Annotated in this window: 15 protein-coding genes and 1 pseudogene; 8 read left to right on the top strand and 8 right to left on the bottom strand. The window is 70.4% G+C overall.

Annotated elements, in window-relative coordinates:
• Window positions 1-45 precede the first annotated feature (45 nt).
• The 4 genes from pta to ACIQ7Q_RS04440 all read left to right on the top strand — a co-directional run bounded on the left by pta (window position 46) and on the right by ACIQ7Q_RS04440 (window position 5,292).
• Complete coding sequence (gene pta / locus ACIQ7Q_RS04455; RefSeq protein WP_403856116.1) at window positions 46-2,196, top strand: phosphate acetyltransferase; 2,151 nt, start codon at window positions 46-48, stop codon at window positions 2,194-2,196.
• Window positions 2,193-3,410, top strand: a complete 1,218-nt coding sequence (locus ACIQ7Q_RS04450) for an acetate kinase (protein ID WP_403856114.1) — start codon at window positions 2,193-2,195, stop codon at window positions 3,408-3,410. Before pta ends, ACIQ7Q_RS04450 begins: the two co-directional genes overlap by 4 nt.
• Before the next feature lie 90 nt (window positions 3,411-3,500).
• On the top strand, window positions 3,501-4,931 hold the full coding sequence (gene pyk, locus ACIQ7Q_RS04445; RefSeq protein WP_403856112.1) for a pyruvate kinase: 1,431 nt from the start codon (window positions 3,501-3,503) through the stop codon (window positions 4,929-4,931).
• 109 nt (window positions 4,932-5,040) lie between these two features.
• Window positions 5,041-5,292, top strand: coding sequence for a hypothetical protein (locus tag ACIQ7Q_RS04440; protein WP_403856110.1), 252 nt, complete (start codon window positions 5,041-5,043; stop codon window positions 5,290-5,292).
• 104 nt (window positions 5,293-5,396) lie between these two features.
• On the opposite strand, the gene ACIQ7Q_RS04435 is transcribed toward ACIQ7Q_RS04440, so the two are convergent.
• The 4 genes from ACIQ7Q_RS04435 to ACIQ7Q_RS04420 all read right to left on the bottom strand — a co-directional run bounded on the left by ACIQ7Q_RS04435 (window position 5,397) and on the right by ACIQ7Q_RS04420 (window position 9,724).
• Window positions 5,397-6,725 carry a hypothetical protein gene (locus ACIQ7Q_RS04435; protein WP_403856108.1) on the bottom strand — a complete coding sequence of 443 codons (1,329 nt, stop codon included), beginning with the start codon at window positions 6,723-6,725 and terminating at the stop codon, window positions 5,397-5,399.
• Window positions 6,715-7,257 (bottom strand): DUF6114 domain-containing protein, encoded by a 543-nt coding sequence (locus ACIQ7Q_RS04430; RefSeq protein ID WP_403856106.1) that lies wholly within the window; start codon window positions 7,255-7,257, stop codon window positions 6,715-6,717. The genes ACIQ7Q_RS04435 and ACIQ7Q_RS04430 overlap by 11 nt, the downstream gene beginning before the upstream one ends.
• Before the next feature lie 97 nt (window positions 7,258-7,354).
• Window positions 7,355-8,026 carry a DUF6230 family protein gene (locus ACIQ7Q_RS04425; protein ID WP_403856104.1) on the bottom strand — a complete coding sequence of 224 codons (672 nt, stop codon included), beginning with the start codon at window positions 8,024-8,026 and terminating at the stop codon, window positions 7,355-7,357.
• A 726-nt stretch (window positions 8,027-8,752) separates the two neighbouring features.
• Complete coding sequence (locus ACIQ7Q_RS04420; RefSeq protein ID WP_403856102.1) at window positions 8,753-9,724, bottom strand: tetratricopeptide repeat protein; 972 nt, start codon at window positions 9,722-9,724, stop codon at window positions 8,753-8,755.
• A 193-nt stretch (window positions 9,725-9,917) separates the two neighbouring features.
• Here ACIQ7Q_RS04420 and ACIQ7Q_RS04415 point away from each other — a divergent pair, with 193 nt between their 5' ends.
• Window positions 9,918-10,574, top strand: coding sequence for a TetR/AcrR family transcriptional regulator (locus ACIQ7Q_RS04415; protein WP_403856100.1), 657 nt, complete (start codon window positions 9,918-9,920; stop codon window positions 10,572-10,574).
• Between the two features lie 11 nt (window positions 10,575-10,585).
• Here the strand turns inward: ACIQ7Q_RS04415 and ACIQ7Q_RS04410 are convergent, their stop codons facing one another.
• The 3 genes from ACIQ7Q_RS04410 to ACIQ7Q_RS04400 form a co-directional block, all read right to left on the bottom strand.
• The gene (locus ACIQ7Q_RS04410; protein WP_403856098.1) at window positions 10,586-12,286 is read right to left on the bottom strand and encodes a methylmalonyl-CoA mutase; all 1,701 of its coding nucleotides are present in this window, start codon (window positions 12,284-12,286) and stop codon (window positions 10,586-10,588) included.
• A 112-nt stretch (window positions 12,287-12,398) separates the two neighbouring features.
• On the bottom strand, window positions 12,399-12,728 hold the full coding sequence (locus ACIQ7Q_RS04405) for a DUF3817 domain-containing protein (protein WP_403856096.1): 330 nt from the start codon (window positions 12,726-12,728) through the stop codon (window positions 12,399-12,401).
• 52 nt (window positions 12,729-12,780) lie between these two features.
• Window positions 12,781-13,290, bottom strand: a complete 510-nt coding sequence (locus ACIQ7Q_RS04400; protein ID WP_403856094.1) for a MarR family winged helix-turn-helix transcriptional regulator — start codon at window positions 13,288-13,290, stop codon at window positions 12,781-12,783.
• Between the two features lie 605 nt (window positions 13,291-13,895).
• On the opposite strand from ACIQ7Q_RS04400, the gene ACIQ7Q_RS04395 reads away from it, so the two are divergent.
• Both ACIQ7Q_RS04395 and ACIQ7Q_RS04390 read left to right on the top strand, forming a co-directional pair.
• Window positions 13,896-21,314: a polymorphic toxin type 27 domain-containing protein gene (locus tag ACIQ7Q_RS04395; RefSeq protein WP_403856092.1), complete on the top strand. Its 7,419-nt coding sequence runs from the start codon at window positions 13,896-13,898 to the stop codon at window positions 21,312-21,314.
• 16 nt (window positions 21,315-21,330) lie between these two features.
• Window positions 21,331-21,744 (top strand): hypothetical protein, encoded by a 414-nt coding sequence (locus ACIQ7Q_RS04390; RefSeq protein WP_403856090.1) that lies wholly within the window; start codon window positions 21,331-21,333, stop codon window positions 21,742-21,744.
• Window positions 21,745-21,971: 227 nt separating this feature from the next.
• Here ACIQ7Q_RS04390 and ACIQ7Q_RS04385 read toward each other — a convergent pair.
• A pseudogene (locus ACIQ7Q_RS04385) lies at window positions 21,972-22,520 on the bottom strand (pyruvate kinase alpha/beta domain-containing protein); the annotation flags it as partial.
• 165 nt (window positions 22,521-22,685) lie between these two features.
• Here ACIQ7Q_RS04385 and ACIQ7Q_RS04380 point away from each other — a divergent pair.
• Complete coding sequence (locus tag ACIQ7Q_RS04380) at window positions 22,686-22,865, top strand: hypothetical protein (RefSeq protein ID WP_403856089.1); 180 nt, start codon at window positions 22,686-22,688, stop codon at window positions 22,863-22,865.
• Window positions 22,866-22,971: the final 106 nt, after the last annotated feature.

Here is a 22,971-nt window from a genome sequence, read left to right as displayed (position 1 = left end):
GGTACGCCACGGCATGGACCTCATGGAGATGGACGGAGAGCACGCGTGACGCGCAGCGTGTACGTGACCGGGATCGACCGCGGAGACGGACGGCAGGTGGTCGAGCTGGGTGTCATGGAGCTCCTGACCCGCCAGGTGGACCGGGTGGGCGTCTTCCGCCCCCTCGTCCACGACGGCCCCGACCGGCTCTTCGAACTGCTGCGTGCGCGCTACCGGCTCTCCCAGGACCCGGCGACGGTCTATGGCATGGACTACCACGAGGCAGCCGCGCTCCAGGCCGAGAAGGGCACCGACGAGCTGGTCTCGCAGCTGGTGGAGCGGTTTCTGACGGTGGCCAGGGAGTACGAGGTCGTCCTGGTCCTCGGCTCCGACTACGCCGCCACCCAGCTCCCCGACGAGCTGGCGCTCAACGCCCGGCTGGCCAACGAGTTCGGCGCCTCCGTGATCGCGGTGGTCGGCGGCAAGGGCCAGACCCCGGAGTCCGTACGGGCGGAGACGCGCAACGCGTTCCGCGCCTACGAGGGCCTGGGCTGCGACGTCCTCGCCATGGTCGCCAACCGGGTCGCCCCCGACGAGCGCGCGGGCATAGCCGAGCGGCTCGCCGCCCGGCTGCCGGTCCCCTGCTATGTGCTTCCCGACGAGCCCGCGCTCGCCGCGCCCACGGTCGCCCAGATCACGCACGCCCTCGGCGGCACGGTGCTCCTCGGAGACGACTCCGGCCTCGCGCGCGACGCTCTGGACTTCGTCTTCGGCGGCGCGATGCTGCCGAACCTGCTGAACGCGCTGACCCCCGGCTGCCTGGTGGTCACCCCGGGCGACCGTGCGGACCTGGTCGTGGGCGCACTCGCCGCCCACTCGGCCGGCACCCCGCCCATCGCCGGAGTGGTCCTGACGCTGAACGAGCGCCCGAGCAAGGAGGTCCTGACCCTCGCCGCCCGGCTCGCGCCCGGCACCCCGGTGGTCTCCGTCCCCGGCCTCAGCTTCCCCACGGCGGCGGAACTGTTCACCCTCGAAGGGAAGTTGAACGCGTCCACGCCGCGCAAGGCGGAGACCGCGCTCGGCGTCTTCGAGCGTCATGTGGACGCCGCCGACCTGCTGGCCCGCCTCGCGGTGGCCCGCAGCGGCCGGGTCACGCCGATGATGTTCGAGCACGCGCTGCTGGAGCAGGCCCGCGCCGAACGCCGCCGCGTGGTACTGCCCGAAGGCACGGAGGAGCGCGTGCTGCGCGCCGCGGACGTGCTGATCCGCCGGAATGTGTGCGACCTGACGCTCCTCGGCGACACCGAGGTGATCCGCAAGAAGGCCGCCGACCTCGGCATCGACCTGTCGACCGCGCAGCTGATCGACCCGGCGACCTCGGAGCTGCGCCAGCGGTTCGCCGAGCGGTACGCGGGGCTGCGCGCCCACAAGGGCGTCACGGTCGAGCTGGCGTACGACGTGGTGTCGGACGTGAACTACTTCGGCACCCTGATGGTCGACGAGGGTCTGGCCGACGGCATGGTGTCGGGCTCGGTGCACTCCACCGCGGCAACCATCCGCCCCGCCTTCGAGATCATCAAGACGAAGCCGGAGGCAGCGATCGTCTCGTCCGTGTTCTTCATGTGCCTGGCCGACCGAGTGCTCGTCTACGGCGACTGCGCGGTCAACCCGGATCCGAACGCCGAGCAGCTCGCCGACATCGCCGTCCAGTCGGCGGCGACGGCCGCCCGCTTCGGCGTGGAACCGCGAATCGCGATGCTGTCGTACTCGACGGGCACGTCCGGGTCGGGCGCGGACGTGGACAAGGTGCGGGAGGCGACCAAGCTGGTGCGCGCGTCCCGTCCGGACCTGCATGTCGAGGGCCCGATCCAGTACGACGCGGCGGTCGAGCCGTCGGTGGCCGCCACGAAGCTGCCGGACTCCGAGGTGGCGGGCCGCGCGTCGGTCCTGATCTTCCCGGACCTGAACACCGGCAACAACACGTACAAGGCAGTGCAGCGCTCGGCCGGCGCGGTGGCGGTCGGACCGGTGATGCAGGGTCTGCGCAAGCCCGTCAACGACCTCTCGCGCGGCGCGCTGGTCAGCGACATCGTGAACACGGTCGCCATCACCGCGATCCAGGCCCAGTCCCAGGGCCAGTCTCAGGAGGGCCAGTCCCAGGGCCCTCCCCAGTCCCGGTCCCAGAGCCCGTCCCAGGGCGAGGAGCTCCCCGCATGACCGCCCCCGTCACCCCCACCCGTGTCCTCGTCCTCAACTCCGGCTCGTCGTCGTTGAAGTACCAGCTGCTCGACATGCGGGAGGCCACGCGGCTCGCGGTCGGCCTGGTCGAGCGGATCGGCGAGGCCACGTCGCGCCTGGTGCACACCCCGCTGGAGGGCGGCGGCACGCAGCAGCGCGAACGCACCGGCCCGATCGCCGACCACGACGCGGCGCTGAAGGCCGTCTCGGAGGAGCTGGCGCAGGACGGCCTCGGGCTGGACTCGCCCGAGCTGGCCGCGATCGGCCATCGGGTGGTGCACGGCGGTCTGAAGTTCAGCGCCCCGACCGTGATCACCGAGGAGGTGCTCGCGGAGGTGGAGCGGCTCGTACCGGTCGCCCCGCTGCACAATCCGGCGAACGTCACGGGTATCCGCACGTCCCGGGCGCTGCGACCCGACCTGCCGCAGGTCGCGGTTTTCGACACGGCCTTCCACACGACGATGCCGGAGGCGGCGGCCCGGTACGCCATCGACATCGAGACCGCCGACGCGCACCGCATCCGCCGCTACGGCTTCCACGGCACCTCGCACGCCTACGTCTCGCGGGCCACGGCGGCCCTGCTCGGCAAGGACCCGTCGGAGGTGAACGTCATCGTGCTCCACCTCGGCAACGGCGCGTCCGCCTCCGCGGTGGCCGGCGGCCGGTGTGTGGAGACCTCGATGGGGCTGACGCCCTTGGAGGGCCTGGTGATGGGTACGCGTTCCGGTGACATCGACCCGGCGGTGACATTCCACCTCGAGCGGGTCGCCGGAATGAGCACGGACGAGATCGACGCCCTGCTCAACAAGAAGAGCGGGCTTGTGGGCCTGTGCGGTGACAACGACATGCGGGAGATCCGCCGACGGATCGACGAAGGCGACGAGCGGGCGCGGCTGGCCTTCGACATCTACGTACACCGGTTGAAGAAGTACATCGGCGCCTATTACGCGGTGCTCGGCCGGGTCGACGCGGTCGCGTTCACGGCGGGCGTGGGCGAGAACGCGGCACCGGTGCGGGAAGCTGCCGTCGCCGGCCTGGAGGAGCTGGGCCTGGCGGTGGACACGGAGCTCAACGCCGTACGGTCGGGCGAGGCGCGGCTGATTTCACCGGAGTACGCGCGGGTGGCGGTGGCCGTGGTGCCGACGGACGAGGAGCTTGAGATCGCGCGACAGACCTTCGAGCTGGTGAAGTGAATTGATGAACGCCTGAGCGGGTCGGCGCCCATTTGTACATTCCACCAGACGGAATATTCCGCAGAGAAACAAACCGATAGGATCCGCCTTATGCGCCGTTCCAAAATCGTCTGCACACTGGGCCCCGCCGTCGACTCCTATGAGCAGCTGAAAGCGCTCATCGAGGCCGGCATGAACGTGGCCCGATTCAACTTCAGCCACGGGACCCATGCCGACCACGAGGAGCGGTACCACCGCGTCCGCAAGGCATCGGAGGACACCGGGCGCGCCGTGGGCGTGCTCGCCGACCTCCAGGGACCCAAGATCCGCCTGGAGACCTTCGCCGAGGGTCCGGTCGAACTCGTCCGCGGTGACGAGTTCACCATCACCACCGAGGACGTCCCCGGCGACAAGTCGATCTGCGGGACCACGTACAAAGGCCTGCCCGGCGACGTCTCCAAGGGCGATCAGATCCTGATCAACGACGGCAACGTCGAACTGCGCGTCGTCGAGGTCGACGGCCTGCGGGTCAAGACGATCGTCGTCGAGGGCGGCGTCATCTCCGACCACAAGGGCATCAACCTGCCCGGCGCGGCCGTCAACGTCCCCGCCCTGTCCGAGAAGGACGTCGAAGACCTCCGCTTCGCACTGCGCATGGGCTGCGACATGGTCGCGCTCTCGTTCGTCCGCGACGCGGCCGACGTCAAGGACGTCCACAAGGTGATGGACGAGGAGGGCCGCCGGGTTCCCGTCATCGCCAAGGTGGAGAAGCCGCAGGCCGTCGCGAACATGGCGGACGTCGTCGCGGCGTTCGACGCGGTCATGGTGGCGCGCGGCGACCTGGCCGTCGAGTACCCGCTCGAGAAGGTCCCGATGGTGCAGAAGCGCCTCATCGAGATGTGCCGCCGCAACGCCAAGCCGGTGATCGTGGCGACCCAGATGATGGAGTCGATGATCACCAACTCGCGCCCGACGCGCGCCGAGGCGTCCGACGTCGCCAACGCGATCCTCGACGGCGCGGACGCGGTCATGCTGTCGGCGGAGTCGTCGGTCGGCGCGTACCCGATCGAGACGGTCAAGACGATGTCGAAGATCGTCACCGCGGCGGAGGAGGAGCTCCTCTCCAAGGGACTCCAGCCCCTGGTCCCGGGCAAGAAGCCCCGCACGCAGGGCGGCTCGGTCGCCCGCGCGGCCGCCGAGATCGCGGACTTCCTGGACGGCAAGGCCCTGATCGCCTTCACCCAGTCCGGCGACACGGCCCGCCGCCTCTCCCGCTACCGCGCGGAGCAGCAGATCCTGGCCTTCACCACCGACCCGTCCACCCGCAACCAGCTGACACTGAGCTGGGGCGTGGAGTCCTTCCTGGTGCCGTTCGTCGAGACGACGGACGCGATGGTCGACCTGGTGGACGCGGAGCTGCTGAAGCTCCAGCGCTACAACGCGGGCGACATCATGATCATCACGGCCGGTTCCCCTCCGGGCGTGCCCGGCACGACGAACATGGTGCGGGTGCACCACCTGGGCGGGGAGTCCCGCGCCTGACGCGTCGAGTCGTCCGCCGCACGGGCGGCCTGCCGACCTTTCGGGGTCGGCAGGCCGCCCGTTTTCGTTCGATGCCCGCCGTCCGGTGCCGGGCAGGTGCATCAACTCCTTGAGGTGGTCCGCCTACCACGAACTGGAAACAGCCGGCATCGTCAAGACCCGCCGAGGCTCCGGCACCCAGGTCGTCGCACCGGCGTCGATGGCCGACTCGAAGGAGAAACTGGTGGAACAGGCCCGCCTGTTCGCGACGGTGGCGCGGCCGTTGAACGCCACGGACGAGGAGGCGCTCGCGGCGGTGCGACACGCGCTGGCGTCGTCGGCGGGCTCTACGCATACACAACCCCACGCAGGACGGGCGTGAGCCGCCTCCCGTTGTCGCCGATGCAGAGGCCCCGTAACAACCGTGGCCGCACCCCTTCAGGGGGTGCGGCCACAGCCTTTTTCGCGGCTCCCGGTGGTCCTGGGTCAGGCGTTGCCGCCGGTGAAGTAGTTGTGCAGGCCGGGGACCGTCAGCGTCCCGCCGAACTGGCCGGCCTGGGTGACCTTCGCGTTGGTGAAGAACGCGGCGGGGACGTTCAGCGGTGGCGGGCTATCGGGGCTGAACGTGATCGGGATGATGCCGAAGAGGTTGCCCTTCAGCTCCTCCGTGTACATCGTCACCGTGCCGTTGCTGATCTCCGAGGGCTTGCCGCCCTTACGCGCCTCCACGTGCCCGGTCGTGCCGTTCGGGCCGACCGTGAGCTGGTGCAGGTCTTCGATCTTGACACCCGTCGCGGTGAACTTCAGGACCTTCTTGACCTTGCCGCTGCCCGTCCTCACCTCGACGATGCCGTGGTAGTCCAGGCCCGTCAGGGTGAGCTTCGAGCTCTCGAGCACCCAGGGGTCGTCCGGGAGCAACGGGATGCCCGGCTCCAACTCGGCGGCCGCCAGGGCCTCCGGGTCCGCCGTCGGGCACGGGAAGCGCGGCTTGGCGCCGCCCGGGATGTCCTCGTCCTTGACGGGGTCGAGTCCCTTGACAGCCTCGTCCAGCTCTTCGACCTCGGCGCCGGCCTTGTCCGCCGCGTCCTTGATCGCTTCCTTGGTCTTGTCGACCGTGTCGCCCACCGCGTCGCCCACCGCGTCGGCGGGCTTCTCCGTGGGCTTCTCCGTGGGCTCCTCGGCCGGTGCCTCCGACGGCGCCGTGGAGGGTTCCTCGGCAGGCTGCGTCGCGGTCTCGCTCGGCGACGGCGTCTCGGACGGCTCGCCCTTGAGCGCGTCGCCGATCCCGTCGACGAGGTCCTTGACCTTGTCGCCCACGCCCAGCGGGTCGAGCGGGTTGGTCGACTGGCTCGGGGACGGCTCCGGCGCGGGCGCCGCCTGCTCGGATCCGGCCGCGGAGGCGGACGGGCTCTCGGCCGGCTTCGGCTCCTGCGCCCCGTCGCCCGTTCCGGTTCCGGACGTGGCGCTCGGCGTCGGCTCCGGATCGGCCGTGTCCGACGGGGACGGTGACTCGGACGGCTTCGCCGACTCCGACGCGGACGGTGACGGCGACTCCGAGGGCTCGTCGGAGCGGGTCACGCACGGGCCGGGAGCGAAGGGGAGGTCCTTGTCGTCGGCCAGCGCCAGCTTCGGGGTGAGCCCCATGCCGACGAAGACGGCGGTGGGCATCGCGGCCAGGGCGATCGCCTTGCTCGCGGGCATCTGGAACTTGTGGAACAGGGACTTCCTGGGCGCGGCGTGGCGCGGCCCTTTTCTCTCCCGCGAGCCGCCGCCGCCCGCGTCCGCGGTCAGCGGTGGTGTCACGTCACCCGGCACTGTTCCTCCCGCCGTTGCCTTCGATGGATGTCTCCTGCGTGTCCGCGCCGAAGCCGTCACGCTGCTCCGGTACGGCGGGACTGTCGGGCGACTGCTGGACCGCGGGCGCCTCGTCGGCGCTCACGGGCCCGCCGGGCACCCACGACAACGAGAGCGCGCCACCCGTGAGGGACAGGACGAACCCGATGATGAAGCCGCCCAGGTTGGCGATCGGAAGGGATACCAGCGCCAGGAGAATCGTGGCGACGCCCGCGAACACCCGTACGATGTGCTGGAACCACATCGTGAGACCCAGCGTCACCAGAAGCACGCCGATGATCAGCGAGCCGGCCCCCGCCGTCGTCTGCATGGCGAGGTTCATGTGGCCGATTTTGAAGGTCGCATACGGGAAGTAGGCGATGGGGATCCCGCCGAGCAGGGTCAGCAGACCCGCCCAGAAGGGCCGCTGTCCCCGCCAGGTACGGAAGTTCCGCCGAAGGACGCGGGTGTAGTGCTCGTTCCGCCCCTGTGACACTGCAGTCTCGGCGCTCATGGAAAACAGCTCCCTGGTACTGGCGTTGCTGTGTGAAGAGAGTGGCGGGCGGGCGAAGCTGCCAGAGTCTCACCCGCCCGCCCGGACGGGGCTACCGTCAGTAGCACTCGACCTTGGGGCCGTCGCCCTTGTGCAGGCGCATGCTCAGACCGCTGAGCTCGAAGGTGCCGGCGGTCGTCGCCCACGCCTTCTGCTCGACACCGGTCAGGATCGCCCGGTCGGCCTGCTGCGCGAACCCGTTGGGCAGGATCGAAGTGTCCTTGACCGCCGGGCCCTTGCCCGCGGGGCCGGGGCCACCTTCCGGGTTGTCCGTGTCCTTGGCCGCGACGCCGATGTCGATGTTCTCGAACCTGGCGTTCGCGTCCAGCTCGGACACGTCCAGGTAGAGCTTCTCGGCCTTGACGTCGGTGCCCTTGTCGCCGGCGGTCAGCCGCAGCGTGATCTTGCCGACGAACGGGACGTCGGTGACCACCGACTGGCACATCTTGGTGATCGACGCGTTCTTGAAGGTCGAGATCGCAACGGGGTGCGCGACCTTCTCGTCACCCTTGAGGTCCTTGTACCCCATGTCGACGCCGCCGTACTGGGAGAACCCAGTTCCGACGAGCTTTCCGGCCGTGACCTTGAACTCCTGGCCCGACACAGCGAAGGACGCGGCGAGCGCCCCCTGTGCCAGGCCGACGCCTATCGCGGCCGTCGCGGCCACGCTCGGCACCATGACCAGGGCGAACCGCTTCCATCTGGTTCCACCACGAGCCATAGACTCCATGACTTTCCTCCTTCTCGGACGTACATCTCCGGTCCGGACCCTCGGGCCCGTCCTGGGATGGGAGAAGTGCTACGTCCTCGGGAAGAAGAGCGCCTGCACTTTCAGGCGCGCTGTGCGTCCGAAAAACACCGGCGATCACCCCCGAGCGACAACCACTGGTCGCGCCTGACTCATCACGCACAACCTGCCGGACAGGCCCTGCCGTTCTGTGGCAGGAACCCCCCTGTCCGCGACCGGCGCCACTGCCGCCGGTCAGCCCGGTGGGGACCCGATGGCCGCGGCGCGGCTGGAAGCCGGGCTGGTGCGGTATCGGACCGAGCGTCGCCGATCGTTGTCCATTCCTGGCCAGGGCACAAGGGGGTTCGTTACTGGCTAGTAACGGCCTGATAACCGGGCCACGACGGCGCGATGTCGCGCGAGCACGCAGGGTGCCACAGATCGTGATTCCAGAAGGGGTGATAGGCGCCAATAAGCGGACACAACCAGCGCCTTGTTGCACTCCGAGTAACCGTCGCCGCGTTTACCAAGTTTTGGTAAAGACAGTCGGCATTTTGTCACTGTGTCGCCAAAACGGCGGTGACGCCGCGTCAGCGCCACCGCCGTAATCCGTCAGAAAGAGACTTTCAGGACACCCTTGTCAGAACTGCTGTCAATGAGGCCTGCGCGGGGCATCCGTGAGGCATCCATAAGGCGTCACGGAGGGCTCATTGAGGTGCCGTCAAGGGCTCAGAAGAGCACGCGCGCCAGCGCCTGCCGCGCCGCCGTCACCCGCGGGTCGTCCGGACCGACGACCTCGAAGAGCTCCAGCAGCCGAACCCGCGCGGCGTCCCGCTCGTCGCCCGCCGTGCGCCGCACGGTCTCGACGAGTCGACCGAAAGCGTCCTCGACATGGCCGCCCACCAGATCCAGGTCGGCGGCGGCCATCTGCGCGGTGGCGTCAGCAGGGTTCTCGGCCGCCTGCTGGCGGACCTTCTGCTGATCCATGTCCTGCACACGGCGCAGCAGTTCGGCCTGCGCGAGGCCGAGCTTCGCCTCCGTGTTGCCCGGGTCGTCGGAGAGGACGTTCCGGTACGCCTGGACGGCGCCGCCGAAGTCGCCCGCGTCCAGGGCCTGGACGGCCGCTTCGAGCAGTGCGTCGTACGGGCCGGCCGGCACGGGCTGTGCCTCTGGGGCGTCACCCGACGCGTCCGGGTCGACCGTGATGCCGGTCAGGCCGAAGCGCTCCTCGGCCACCTGCACCAGCTGGTCCAGCGTCTGGCGGATCTGCGCCTCCGGGGCCGCGCCCTGGAAGAGGGGCAGTGCCTGCCCTGCCACCACCGCGAAGACCGCGGGGATGCCCTGGATCCCGAACTGCTGCATCAGCATCTGGTTGGCGTCGACGTCGACCTTGGCAAGGACGAAACGGCCGTTGTACTCCGTGGCGAGGCGCTCCAGCAGGGGGCCGAGCTGTTTGCACGGCTCGCACCACTCGGCCCAGAAGTCGATGACGACCGGGACCTCGGTGGAGCGCTGCAGTACGTCGCGCTCGAAACCGGCTTCGTCCGTGTCGATCACCAGGCCGGCGGGGGACACCGCACCGCCGCCGCCCTGTCGGGCGGCTTCGGCTCGCGCCTGCTCCGCCTTCGCCTTGGCCTCGTTGGCCGCCTTCACCGCGGCGAGGTCGACGACGCCGCTCATGGACATGTTCCTAGGCTGCATGCGTACATCCTCCCCCTTCCGCGCGCCCATGTGAAAAAGTCGGCGCCGGGTCCCCACCTCGGCGCCTTGTGGCTGTCGCGACGAGCCGGTCATGGCTTTCGCTACAGGTCGTAGCGTATCTGCGGCAGGACCGGTGGTGTGAGGGGTTTTCCGGTGAGCTGCCTCACAGCCGCTTTTCTCCTTACTGGCGGGTATGGTCGCGTCCATGTCCAGCAGCACCCACCACAAAACCCCGCGTTCTGGACCTACCGGACGCACCGGGCGGCCCCGCAGCGTCGAGGCCGACGCCGCGATCCTGGAGGCGACCCGCGCCTCCCTCGTGGAGCTGGGCTGGTCGAAGCTGACGATGGGGGACGTGGCCGCGCGCGCGGGCGTCGCCAAGACCACGCTGTACCGGCGCTGGGCGAGCAAGAACGAACTCGTCGTCGACGCCGTCGCCGTCCTCTTCGACGCACTGGAACTCCCCGACCGCGGCAGCCTCGCCGCCGATGTGGAGGGCGTGGTCCTGCAGTTCGCCGAGCTGCTGCAGCTCCCGGAGACCAAGACCGCGCTGATGGGCGTCGTCGCGGAGTCCACCCGGGACGAGGCGCTGCGGGACCGGATCCGCTCGGCCATCGTCGATCGGCAGAAGCGGCTGGTCCTTCAGGGCCGGGAACGCGCTCAGGCCCGCGGCGAGCTGCCGTACGAGGACGACCCCGACACGGCAGCCCGCAACACGGACCTGATCTTCGATGTGGTCGCGGGCGCCGTGGTCCACCGTGCGCTGGTCAGCGCGGAGCCGGTGGACGCCGAGTGGGCGCGCCGCTTCACAGTCCTGCTGGTGTCGGGGCTCGGCTCCCTGTCCACCTGACCGCCGGCGACTCAGAAGCCGGGCGGCTCCGTGTAGATGCCCCACTCGTCGCGCAGAACGTCGCAGATCTCGCCCAGGGTGGCCTCCGCCCGTACGGCGTCGAGCATCGGGCCGATCATGTTGGAGCCGTCGCGCGCGGCGGCGATCATCTTGTCCAGCGAGGACCGTACGAGCGCGTCGTCACGGCCGGCCTTGCGGTCGGCCAGCACGCGCACCTGCTCGCGCTCGACCTCGTGGCTGACCCGCAGGATCTCCAGGTCGCCGGTGACCGAGCCGGTGGCGACGTTGACGCCGACGACCTTCTTGTCGCCCTTCTCCAGGGACTGCTGGTAGCGGAAGGCCGATTCGGCGATCTCGCCGGTGAACCAGCCGTCCTCGATGCCGCGCAGGATGCCGGAAGTGATCGGGCCGATGGGGTGCGTGCCGTCCGGGTGGGCGCGGCGGCCACGCTCCTTGATCTGCTCGAAGATCTTCTCGGCGTCGGCCTCGATGCGGTCGGTGAGCTGCTCGACGTACCACGAACCGCCCAGCGGGTCGGCGACGTTGGCGACGCCGGTCTCCTCCATCAGCACTTGCTGCGTACGCAGCGCGATCTCGGCGGCCTGCTCGCTCGGGAGGGCGAGGGTCTCGTCGAGTGCGTTGGTGTGCAGGGAGTTGGTGCCGCCGAGGACCGCGGACAGCGCCTCGACAGCTGTGCGCACGACGTTGTTGTACGGCTGCTGGGCGGTGAGCGAGACACCGGCGGTCTGGGTGTGGAAGCGCAGCCACTGGGCCTTGTCGGTCTTCGCCCCGTACACCTCCTTCATCCAGCGGGCCCAGATCCGGCGCGCGGCGCGGAACTTGGCGATCTCCTCGAAGAAGTCGAGGTGCGCGTCGAAGAAGAAGGACAGCCCCGGCGCGAAGGTGTCGACGTCGAGGCCGCGGGACAGCCCCAGCTCCACGTAGCCGAAGCCGTCGGCAAGGGTGTACGCGAGCTCCTGCGCGGCCGTCGCGCCCGCCTCACGGATGTGGTAGCCGGAGACCGACAGCGGCTTGTAGGCGGGGATGCCGACGGCGCAGTGCTCCATCAGGTCGCCGATCAGGCGCAGATGGGGCTCGGGCTGGAAGAGCCACTCCTTCTGCGCGATGTACTCCTTGAAGATGTCGGTCTGCAGCGTGCCGTTGAGCACGGCCGGGTCGACGCCCTGGCGCTCGGCGGCGACCAGGTACATGCAGAAGACCGGCACGGCCGGACCGGAGATCGTCATCGACGTCGTCACGTCGCCGAGGGGGATGTCCTTGAACAGGACCTCCATGTCGGCGGCGGAGTCGATGGCGACACCGCAGTGGCCGACCTCGCCGAGCGAGCGGGGGTCGTCGGAGTCTCGGCCCATGAGGGTCGGCATGTCGAACGCGACGGAGAGTCCGCCGCCGCCGGCGGCGAGGATCATCTTGTAGCGCTCGTTGGTCTGCTCGGCGTTGCCGAAGCCGGCGAACTGGCGGATGGTCCAGGTGCGCCCCCGGTAGCCCGTGGCGTGCAGACCGCGGGTGAAGGGGTACTCACCGGGCCATCCGATGCGCTCGAAGCCCTCGTAGTGGTCCCCGGGCCGCGGGCCGTAGACCGGCTCGACGGCGTCACCCGAGAGCGTGGTGAAGTCTGCGTCCCGCTTGCGGGCCTTGTCGTACCGGGCCTGCCAGCGTCGGCGGCCTTCCTCGATCGCGTCAGCGTCCATACACTCGAATTTACTAGGACGTCCTAGTAAATGTCGATGGCAAAGCGCCGCGAGCCGGACTCGCGACGCTTTTGTGTCCTACGCGCTCTCTCGCCCTACGCGCTTTCGCGTCCTACGCCTCGGCCGTCGCCGGGGTTGCGCCGTCCGCGATCAGCGCCCGCGCCTCGCGCGTGACCTTCGGCTCGACGAAGAACGAGGCGAACGGGATGCAGCCGGCGGCCAGCACCCACAGCAGCTTGCCGAACGGCCACTTCGCCTTGGAGCCCAGATCGAAGGCGAAGACGACGTAGATGATGAAGAGCACACCGTGGATCTGCGAGATCAGCATGGTGTCGCCGGTGTCGAAGCCGTACTTGGCGATGATCGCCGCCGTGAAGACGAGCAGCCAGACGGCGGTGACGTACGCCATCACCCGGTAACGGATGAGCACATTCGCTTTCATGGCATCGAGCGTAACCGGGCTCAAGGGGCGATCTTCCTGCGGGTCGCGTGACCTACTTCTCCTTGAAATCCGCCGCCGCGACGCGCAGCGGGCGCAGCATCGCGAAGATCTCCGCGCACTCCTCCGCGTCGTACGCGCCGAGGCCGAAGTCCATCGCCATCAGGTCGCGCGTGGCGGCCTCCACGACGTCCCGGCCCTTCTCCGTGATGGAGGCCAGGGTGCCGCGGCCGTCGTTCGGGTTGGGGCGCTTGGCGACGAGACCGGACTTCACCAGTCGGTCCACGGTGTTGGTCACCGAGGTCGGGTGCACCATCAGCCGCTCGCCGATCTTCGACATCGGCAGCTCACCCGCCTTGGAGAAGGTGAGGAGGACCAGCGCCTCGTAGCGGGCGAAGGTCAGTCCGTACGGCTTGACGACGGCGTCGACCTCGGCGAGCAGGATCTGGTGCGCGCGCATGATCGAGGTGATCGCTGCCATCGAGGGCACGGGTCCCCATCGCTGCTTCCAGAGTTCGTCGGCGCGGGCGATGGGGTCGAAGGGAAGGCTGAGCGGCTTCGGCACGGCACCGACCTTACCGACTGGTCACATGCTGGTCAGCCCTGTCTCGCCTTTCGGTCGTTCATCCGTTCGGCGGATGGTCCGGCCGCGCCTCATCCGACCTGTGCGTGGCGTGGCTGCGCACGCTCCCACAGACCAGGGCGTTGCCGTCGAAGCGGAACGGGGACAGGCTCACATGGTTGACCGCATCCGACGGGTGAGAGAACCGCGCACCCGGCACCCCGCCCGTCACTTGTGGTTGTTGCGTGTGGTCAGTGGCGCTACGGGCCGGCGCTCGGATGGTGAGCAGGTCGCCTCCACGTCACGGCCTCCAACTCCGCACCGCAGCCTGCATGGATGGTGAAGCCCCACGCCAGAAGGGGTGCGGTTCCTCACGCCGGGTAACAACATGATCAAGAAGCGATTCGCTTTGTCCGCCGCTGGGGTTCCGTGCACCCTTGGTGAAGATTTTGTGATCTTCATTTGTCGAGCGGGGCGTGGCATTCTCGCGACACAAGCGGCAGTGCCGACTCGTGGGGGGCGAGCACACCGGCACGTGCCGTGCCGGGGGACTGCTGTCATGCCCATGGCTGGTGCTGTCGAACGATCGAGAGATTGCAAGGCAGACCATGTCACTGTTCAGAGACGTCGGCAGACGCCGGCGTCGCATCCGGTCCACGCTGACCAGAGCCACCGGCGCGACGGCGCTGGCCACCGCCTCCGCCGTCCTGCTGGGACTGATCCAAAGCGTGCCCGCCGCGGCCGACACGGTGCCCGAGGAGGACACCGGCTACATCCGCAACAGCATCGGCCAGGAGCGGCGTCTCGACCGCTGTCTGAGCGGAGTCGCGCTGCACGTCGGCGGCCCCCGGATGAAGGCCAAGGCCATCGAGGGCCTGACCGGCACCGATCAGCAGCTCCGCGACGCCGTCGGGGACATCGGCTGGATCGGCTTCGGCCCCCTCGGCCAGGCCGCCACCGCCGACGAGGAAGCCGCCATGGCCTACGGCGAGGCGGTCGGGGCGCGAACCGACGGCCTCGACGCCGCCAACAAGCCCTACCGCGAGTCGGCGTGGGCCAGCGACGACATGGAGTGGCACGCGCCGGAGTTCGGCGAGGACGTCACCAACTTCACCGTCGTCACCCAGAAGGAACTCGCCTGGCAGCTCGGCTGGGACGGCCACAGCAACGCCAGCCCCGAGGCCGTCGCCCGCGCCGAGGCGATCACCGAGGAGAACCGCGGCAAGGACGACTGGCACGACGCGGCCGCGGACAGCATGTTGACGGACAGTGACGTCCTCAACACCCGCTACTCGGGCGGTACGACGTCCAGTGACATCGCGTCCTACCTGCGGCGTGGCGGCTTCGCCGTCGAGGCGCCCGCCAAGGACTCCGCCGAGTACCGCGTCGAGGTCGAGGACCTGAAGCAGGCCTGGGCGTCCTGTGACTACCAGAACCCGGTCGACCCGCGGCGCAAGCTCAACGAGCCGGTCATGGCCGCGATGGTCGAATGGGAGCTGGAGTACGCCGGACAGGCCACCCAGCGCGCCGAGATCATCCGGGCGGAGGCCGACGCCTACGCCGCCACGCGGGCCGCCGCCGACAACATGGTCGAGGCCATCGGCCAGGCCTGGCTCGTCGAGCAGATCCTGACCTGGCAGAAGCACTGGCAGGACGAGCTCGCGAACGACCCGGACACCATCTTCGAGAAGCCCGACCAGGCGATGTACGACAAGGCTGCGGCCGACCTCGCCGGCTACCGCACCAACGTGGCGGCCCTGGTCACCTCGGCCAAGGGGCACGCCACCGCGGCCGCCGCCGCCGCCCAGAAGGCCGCGACCGCCCAGCAGGAAGCCTGGGCCGTTGCCGACACCACTCACGTGCCGCGCGGCCGCGGTCTGATGTACGCCCAGCAGTCGGTCCAGGTCGCCCGCGCCTCCGGCGCCGCCGCCACGGCCGCCGCGAAGGCGACCGAGACCGCACTCGGCGCCGCCAACGCCACGATCGCCGACGCGGACGCGCTGCTTGCCAAGGCGCAGACCGATTCGCACGCCATCAACACGGAGTTCCGCCGTGTCGCCGCCGAGGAGGCCGCCGCCCAGGCGAAGGCGGCAGCCGACAGCGCCGTGGCCAACGCCGCGGCCACCGCCGACAGCGCGACCACGGCGAAGGCGGCCCGTACGACGGCCGAGCAGAAGCGCGACAAGGCCGAGACCGCCGCGGCGACCGCCGCCGCCCAGCGCGCCAAGGCCCAGACGGAGCACGCCACCGCCGTCGCCTCCCGGGCCAAGGCCGCCGCCGAGCGCGCCAAGGCGCAAGAGGCTGAGGAGCGGGCCGCGACCCAGCAGACCGCGGCCAAGGGCGCCGACACGGCCGCCGGGACCGCGGCCACCGACGCCACGGCGAAGCGCAAGGTCGCCGACGACAAGGCGAAGGCCGCTCAGACCGCGCGCGAGAAGGCGATCGCCGCCCTGAGGACGAGGCAGGCCACCGCGGCCCGCGCCGCCGCCCTCGAAGCCGCGGCCGCCGCCGCCGAGGGCACCGCTGCCGCCGCCGAGACTCGCACCGCGGCCACCGCCGCCCGTACGGCCGCGAACGAGGCCACCGCGGCCGCCACCGCCGCCCGGACCGCCGCGGACCAGGCCACCACGGCCGCCGTCGCCTCCCGCACCGCCGCCACCACGGCGGAGGGCGCCGCCGAGCGCGCCCAGGCGAACGCGAGCAACGCGTGGTCGGCGTACCACTCCTCCGTCGGCGCCGCCTCCACCGCGCACGCCGCCGCGGCCACCGCCCTGGACGCATCGCAGGACGCCGCGATCCGTGCGGACAACGCCGCCACGGCATCGCAGAACGCCACCGAACTCGCCAAGAAGGCCGAGCAGGAGGCCGCCGCCGCCGAAACCGGCGCCGCTGAGGCGGTGAAGTCGGCCGCGACCGTGGTCGGCCGCGCCTACGCCGCCGGTCAGGCCGCGCTCGCCGCCCGCGACAGTGCCGCGGATGCGGTCGCCGCCGCCGGCGAGGCCGTCGTCGTCGGCACGCCGTACCAGGAGAGGGACAGCGCCGCCGCGTTCGCCGTGCTCGTCGGCCAGTCGTCGAAGACGATCGCCGAGCAGCAGGCCGCCGCCGCAGAGGCCAAGGCAGCGGAGGCAGCACAGGCGGCGGAGGCAGCACAGCAGGCCGCCGCCCAGGCCGAGGGCGACGCGAAGCTCGCCGCCGAGGCAGCCGCGCGCGCCGCCGACGACTCGGTCCGCGCCGTCGAGGCCGTGACCCGTGCCCAGGCGTCCGCGGCCGAGGCCGCCGACGCCCGGAAGGACGCCAAGTCCGCCGCCGACACCGCTGCCGGCTATGCCCAGCAGGCCGGGAACGACGCCGCCGGCGCCCGCCTCACCGCGGACGAGGCGAGCAGCGTGGCCGTGGAGGCCGACAGCGAGGCCACCGACGCCGAGCGGCACGCCGCTGAGGCGAACGAGAAGGCCGGCCGGGCCGGCGACGCGGCCCAGGACGCGGTCGGGAAGGCGTCCAAGGCCGAGCAGGAGGCCAAGGACGCCGAGACGAAGGCGGGCGACGCGCAGGGTCACAGCACAGCCGCCGAGGAGGCCGCCAAGCAGGCCGAACAGCAGCAGCGCGAGAAGAACGAGGCGGCCCACAAGGACGCGCTCGCCGAGGGCACCACGCCTATCAAGGGCGGCGCGGACAACTGGCCGAAGCTCGGCGAGCGCGAGGAGAAGATCCTCCTCGACGCATGTGGCCAGACCTGCGTCGACGACTACCGGAAGGGACTCGCCGCCGTCTCCGTGAACGTCGTCGAGTGGGCAGGCACCAACGGCGGTCAGATCCTCTTCGAGCAGCTCGACGCCGCCAGGGTCAAGGAGTGCCTGGCTACGTCCGATGTGGAGGAGTGCCTCTGGTCGCTGGTCGACATCCCGTCGTCCGCCGTGATCGTGGGCCGTGTGCCCGCGCTCGCCCAGGCGATCGAGACGGTCTCGACCGGCATGCGGCAGATCTTCGTCGACGCCGACAACTCCCTGCGCCGGCTCAATGAGCTGACCTCCGTCATCCGTGACGTCCGCGGCACTCCGCGTCTGGAGCGCTGTGTCGCGGGAGTCGCCCTGCACGCGGGCGGCGCGAAGATGAAGGCCAAGGCCATCGAGGGCCTGAGCGGCACCAACGACCAGCTGCACACCGTCATCGGCGACATGGGCTGGATCGGGTTCATGCCCCTGGGGCAGGCCAGTGACCAGGACCGGGAGGCCGGCTACGCCTACATGGACGCCGTCGCGGCCCGCAAGGCCGTCCTGGAGGACGCCAACCGCCCGTACGCGATGAGCTCGTTCAGCAATGAGATCACGCTGCACGCACCGGAGTTCGGCGCCGACATCCTCGGCTTCACCCTCTCCACGCAGGCGAAGCTGGCCTCCCGCCTCGGCTGGGACGCCCACACCAACGCCGGTCCGGAGGCGATCGCCAGGGCCCGGGAGATCACCGAGCAGAACCGGGGCGAGGACGACTGGCACGATTTCGCGGCGGACAGCATGCTGCGGGACTCCAGTCTGAACCAGACCCGCTTCGCCGGGGGCACCACCTCCACCGACATCGCCACCTACCTGCGGCACGGCGGCTTCCCCGCCGCCAAGGTCACCGAGGGCACCGCGGCGTTCCGCGTCGAGGTCGAGAACCTCAAGCAGGCCTGGGCCACGTGCAACCACCAGGCCCCGGTGGACCCGCGCAACGCCCTGAGCGAGGCCGTCTCACAGGCTTCGGCCGAGTGGGAGGCGGAGTACGCCGCACAGGGCGCCCCGCGCGCGATCATCATGCGGGCGGAGGCCGACGCCGCCGCGGCGACGCGAGCCGCCGCCGACAACATGGTCGAGGCCATCGGCCAGGCGTGGCTCGCCGATCAGATCCTGCTCTGGCAGAAGTACTGGCACGACGAGCTCAAGAACGACCCGGACAGCATCCTCAAGCCGAAGCAGGCCCTCTTCGACAAGGCGAAGACGGACCTGGCGAAGGCCCGCGGCAAGGTCCAGGCCCTGCTCACCACCGCCAAGGAGCAGGCCGCTCTGGCCGGTGCCGCCGCGCAGCGCGCCGTTGCCGCACAGCAGGACGCCTGGGCCATCGCGGACGCCGCCGAGGTGCCGCGCGGCCGAGGCCTGATGTACGCCCAGCAGTCGGTCCAGGTCGCCCGCGCCTCCGGCGCGGCCGCCACGGCCGCCGCGAAGGCGACGGAGACGGCGCTGAACGCGGCGAACGCCACGGTCTCGACGTCCCAGACGCTGCTGGCCCTGGCCAAGACCCAGGCGCACGCGGTGAACACCGAGTTCCGCCGCATCGCCGCGCAGGAGGCCGCCGCCCAGGCGAAGGCCGCCGCGGACAGCGCCGACGCCTACGCGGCCTCGGCCGCGGCGAACGCCACCACCGCCAAGAAGGCCAAGGAGACCGCCCAGGCGGAGGAGGAGCAGGCCCGACAGGCCGCCGCCGACGCGCAGCGGACCCGAGCCGTAGCCGAGTTGGAACGCGCCAACGCGGCGGCTTACCGGGCCACAGCGGAGCGCGAGCGGGACACGGCCAGGGCTCACGAGGCCGACGCCGTCGCCCAGGGGCGGATCGCGAGCGACGCCCGCACCTCCGCCGAAGCGGCGGGAGCCACGGCCTCTTCCAAGCGGGCCGCCGCCGAGCAGGCGGAACGTGACGCCGTCGCCGCCCGCGACAAGGCCCTGGAGGCCGAGCAGCGGCGGGACTCATTGGTGGCCAAGGCCCAGGCGCTGGAAGCGCACGCCGCAGCTGTGGACGGTACCGACGCGGCCGAGGCCGCCCGCGGCGCCGCGACCGACGCCCGTGCCGCCGCCGACACGGCGACCACGGCCGCCACCAACGCCCGCGAAGCGGCGAACGCAGCCACCGCCGCAGCCACCAACGCCCGCGAAGCGGCGACCAAGGCCCAGGGTTCCGCAGCCCGCGCCACGGCGGCGGCGGACGCGACCTGGGCCTCCTATTTGGTCGCAGCCGGTTCAGCCGCCGTCGCCCATGCGGCGGCGGCCGAGGCGATCGACGCCTCGCAGGCGGCAGCGGCCGACGCCAAGGGCGCCAAGGAACAGTCGGATAAGGCCTCCGCGGCGGCCAAGACCGCCCAGGGCAAGGCAGCCGCGGCCCGCAGCGAGGCGCTGCAGACCGCGTCCTGGGCGGCGACCACCGCCGGCAAGGCATACGCGGCCGTACAGGCCTCGCTCGCGGCCCGCGACTCCGCCGCCGCCGTCATCAAACCGGCCAATGAGGCGATCGCCCTAGGCGGCCCCTTCCAGGAAGTCGACAGCTCAGCCGCGTTCGCAGTGCTGACGGGGCAGCAGTCCCTGACGGTCGCACAGCAGCAGGCGGCGGCAGCAGCCGCCAGCGCGAACCTGGCGGAAGGGTTCTCCGCCGAGGCGAAGACCCTAGCCGAACAGGCTGCCGCGGACATGAAGCTCGCGGCGCAGGCCGCCGCCACCGCGGCCTCCGACGCCGCCCGTGCCGCCAAGGCGTACCAGCGGGCCCAGGACTCAGCCGCCCGGGCCGCGAAGGACGCCAAGGACGCCCAGGCATTGGCGAACCGGGCCGACGGGTACGCCCAGTCCGCCGGCGAAGACGCGATGACTGCCTGGTGGGCGGCGAACGACGCCGAACAGGACGCGGTCGCGGCCGACAACGCGGCCACCGAAGCCGAGAAGGACGCTGCCTCGGCCCGTGCCGCGGCCACGAAGGCGGAGGAGGATGCCGCCAGCGCCCGCGACACGGCTACCAAGGCCGAGGAGGACGCGACGGCGGCGGAGGATGCTGCCGCCGGTGCCCGGGAAGCGGCGGAGGAGGCCCAAGCCGCCGCCGACCGCACCGAGACGCATGGCAACAACCAGCAGATCGCGGAGGGCATCACCACAGGAATCGGCGGGGTGTGGGCGGTCCTCGACCACATCGAGTACATCGGCGAGCCGACGAACGTCGTCAAGGACAACTGCAACCCGATCATCCACTTCGGTGACTGCACGGTCACGGCGGACGTCACGTACAAGTCGCACGTTGACCTGTTCATGTGCGTGGCCGCGTCGGACTCCTACACGGGCAGCTGCCCGGAGGCCGACACCGTCTACCTCGGCCCCGAGGTGTCGAAGGCCAGGACGGAGCGGCTCAGCTACACGCTGACGATGGTCGAGTTCAACTCGGGCATCGACCCGATCGACGTCCTTCTCGGCGACTTCATCGGCTGCGCGAAGCTGATCACGCCGGGTGTCTCCGGCGGCAGCTGGGGCGACTGCGCCTGGGCGGCCAGCTGGTTCGTCGCGGGCGCGATCTTCAGGTCGGCGAAGGCCGCGGTGACGGCGGTGGACGCCGCCCTCAAGACGGGCATCGGGTTCACCGACGCCTGGCTGGCGCTCCGCTCCATCGGCCTGACCGAGGCCGTCGTCCAAGGCATCATGAGCCGTATCGTCCGGAAGCTCGCCGAGGCGTGCGAGAGGGTGGACACCGCGACCTTCAAGGTCGCGGCGTTCTCCGTCGCGGCGGCCGGCTCTGGCGGCATCAAGGACTGCGGCGAAGAGTTCTTCCGCAACCTGGCGAAGGACGGCGATCACATCGTCCTCGGAGTCAACCCCCACTCGGACGATCTGGCCGAGGCTGTCGGCGGGCGCACATTCAACGGCAAGGAGTTCGGTACCGAACTGCCGGAAGGCCTGGGCATGGGGCTTCGCCCCCTGTGGACGGTGGGAGTGGAGCGAGCGGTGTCCAACCCCAACGTGAAGATCACAGTCTCCCTGGACGGTGTCAAGGGCGCCAAGAACGCTGACGAGGCGCTGACTCTGCTTCTGCAGCGAGGGGAGACGATCACGCCCAACGACTGGGTCACCATCCGGTCCGACGGCTACGGAACCGCATGGGAGATGATCAAACTCCGTACGGCCGTCCGGCTGGAGCAGCGCAGCTGGTCGTCCATCGAGTGGCACATGACCAACGACGCGGGTGAGGTCGTCGTCGTCAAACCGAAGCGCTTCACGTACCCCAACGGAGAGCCGGTGCCCGAATGATGAGGAAATGGCGGTCATGACAGATTTCATTCGGGAGGGGCGGCTCTTCAGAGTCACCGGGTTCCTCCCCTCGCACCGGCAGCTCTTCCTGACCAGTGAGGCCACACTGGTGGACCGGACCACGACGATGATCGAGGTCTATATCGGGCATGTGGAACTGATGTTCCTCAAGCCCTACTACCGGAACGGGCTCCACATCCGGCGGGCGACCGCCGCCGAGTTCGGCGTGCTCAGCGAACGGCACGGCATTACGGCGGCGGACGCCGTCTACACCTGGATGCTGGAGCGGGACGGCGACAGCTTCGTCGTCGGCAGCAATCCGAACTGGCGGGAGGCAGAGTACGCGCTGATTGGTGAGCGGCAGTCGTTGTACAACCCGCGCGAGCCCTGGCCGCCGGACTTCCCGGCGGAATGGGGGCAGGTCGGCTGACCGTCTGTCGATCGCAGCCGCCGAGGGTGGTGCCGCGCTGTGGCGCGGCGCCACCCCTGCCCGGGGCCTTCCGACATCCGCGTGACTCATCCCGTACAGCGCAGCCGGCCCCCTCCCGGCGCCTCGGGCCAGTGGTCCTCCACCTGGAAGTGACAGACGGGCGGCCTCCCGATCCATCGAAGTCGTGAGGCCGCCGGTCGAGCGAAGGGAGGCGGGCCGTCAGTCGCGCTCGCCGCCCCCAGGCAGTCGACGCGGACCATGTTCGCGGTGCCGGGGACGCCCGGGTGAGAGCCGGCCGTGATGACCATGACGTCGCCCGCGTTGTAGCGCTGGAGCTTCGGCAGCTCCGCGTCCACCAGGTCGACCATCGCGTCGGTCGCATCCACGAACGGCACCAGGAAGGACTCCACGCCCCAGCTCAGCGTCAGCTGGTTGCGGGTGTCCTGGTCCGTCGTGAAGGCGAGGATGGGGCGTTCGGCGCGGAAGCGGGAGAGGCGGCGGGCCGTGTCGCCGGACTGGGTGAAGGCGATGAGCGCCTTGCCGCCGAGGAAGTCAGCGATCTCGGCGGCCGCGCGGGCGACCGAACTGCCCTGCGTGCGGGGCTTCTTGCCCGGGACGAGGGGCTGGAGCCCCTTGGAGAGCAGCTCCTCCTCCGCCGCGGCGACCTTCGACATCATCTCGACCGTCTCGATCGGGTACGCGCCGACCGACGACTCCGCCGACAGCATGACCGCGTCCGCCCCACCGCGACGACCGGCGAGGTCGACGCCTTCGGCTCCGAGGCGGCCGCCGAGACCCGTGCCGAGCAGTGCCTGCTCAACCTCCGCAAGGGTGGTTACGAGCTGAAGGTAGTCGCCCGCGGCGGTTTCAACGGCACCGAGGCCCACCTGTACGCGGTAGCGGAGAGCAAACACTGGTACGACGGCGAAACCCCGCTCGCCATGGCCTTCGCCACGGATAAGGCGTGGGCGGACGCCAAAGGCGACGAACTCTGGGGCGGCGACACAGTCTGGGAGCAGTCGCTCGACGTTCCGCCTCAGACCACCCCGCCCAGGCTCACGGTGACCGGTTTCGAATGGGTCGAGAGCGAAACAACCCGTTCCGCACCGCCAGCCTACTGACCTGGATCAGCGGCGAGTATGGGAAGACCGAGTACGACCTGTACCACGAGGACCAGACGCCCCTCGCGAACAAGGAGTCGGTTGACGCGGTTAACAGGATCGCAGC

Origin of the sequence: Streptomyces sp. NPDC096176, from assembly GCF_044763255.1 — a bacterium.
Classification (GTDB): Bacteria; Actinomycetota; Actinomycetes; order Streptomycetales; family Streptomycetaceae; genus Streptomyces.
The sequence above is the reverse complement of the archived record's forward strand: the minus strand, read 5'-3'. Positions and strand labels throughout refer to the sequence as shown.

Excerpts from the sequence above, each read along its gene's own strand:
- ACIQ7Q_RS04430 (WP_403856106.1), bottom strand. The coding sequence starts at position 7,257 with ATGAGCGCCGAGACTGCAGTGTCACAGGGGCGGAACGAGCACTACACC.
- ACIQ7Q_RS04405 (WP_403856096.1), bottom strand. The coding sequence starts at position 12,728 with ATGAAAGCGAATGTGCTCATCCGTTACCGGGTGATGGCGTACGTCACC.
- ACIQ7Q_RS04395 (WP_403856092.1), top strand. The coding sequence starts at position 13,896 with ATGTCACTGTTCAGAGACGTCGGCAGACGCCGGCGTCGCATCCGGTCC.
- ACIQ7Q_RS04415 (WP_403856100.1), top strand. The coding sequence starts at position 9,918 with ATGGTCGCGTCCATGTCCAGCAGCACCCACCACAAAACCCCGCGTTCT.
- ACIQ7Q_RS04420 (WP_403856102.1), bottom strand. The coding sequence starts at position 9,724 with ATGCAGCCTAGGAACATGTCCATGAGCGGCGTCGTCGACCTCGCCGCG.
- pyk (WP_403856112.1), top strand. The coding sequence starts at position 3,501 with ATGCGCCGTTCCAAAATCGTCTGCACACTGGGCCCCGCCGTCGACTCC.
- ACIQ7Q_RS04380 (WP_403856089.1), top strand. The coding sequence starts at position 22,686 with ATGGCCTTCGCCACGGATAAGGCGTGGGCGGACGCCAAAGGCGACGAA.
- ACIQ7Q_RS04410 (WP_403856098.1), bottom strand. The coding sequence starts at position 12,286 with ATGGACGCTGACGCGATCGAGGAAGGCCGCCGACGCTGGCAGGCCCGG.
- ACIQ7Q_RS04390 (WP_403856090.1), top strand. The coding sequence starts at position 21,331 with ATGACAGATTTCATTCGGGAGGGGCGGCTCTTCAGAGTCACCGGGTTC.
- ACIQ7Q_RS04425 (WP_403856104.1), bottom strand. The coding sequence starts at position 8,026 with ATGGAGTCTATGGCTCGTGGTGGAACCAGATGGAAGCGGTTCGCCCTG.
- ACIQ7Q_RS04450 (WP_403856114.1), top strand. The coding sequence starts at position 2,193 with ATGACCGCCCCCGTCACCCCCACCCGTGTCCTCGTCCTCAACTCCGGC.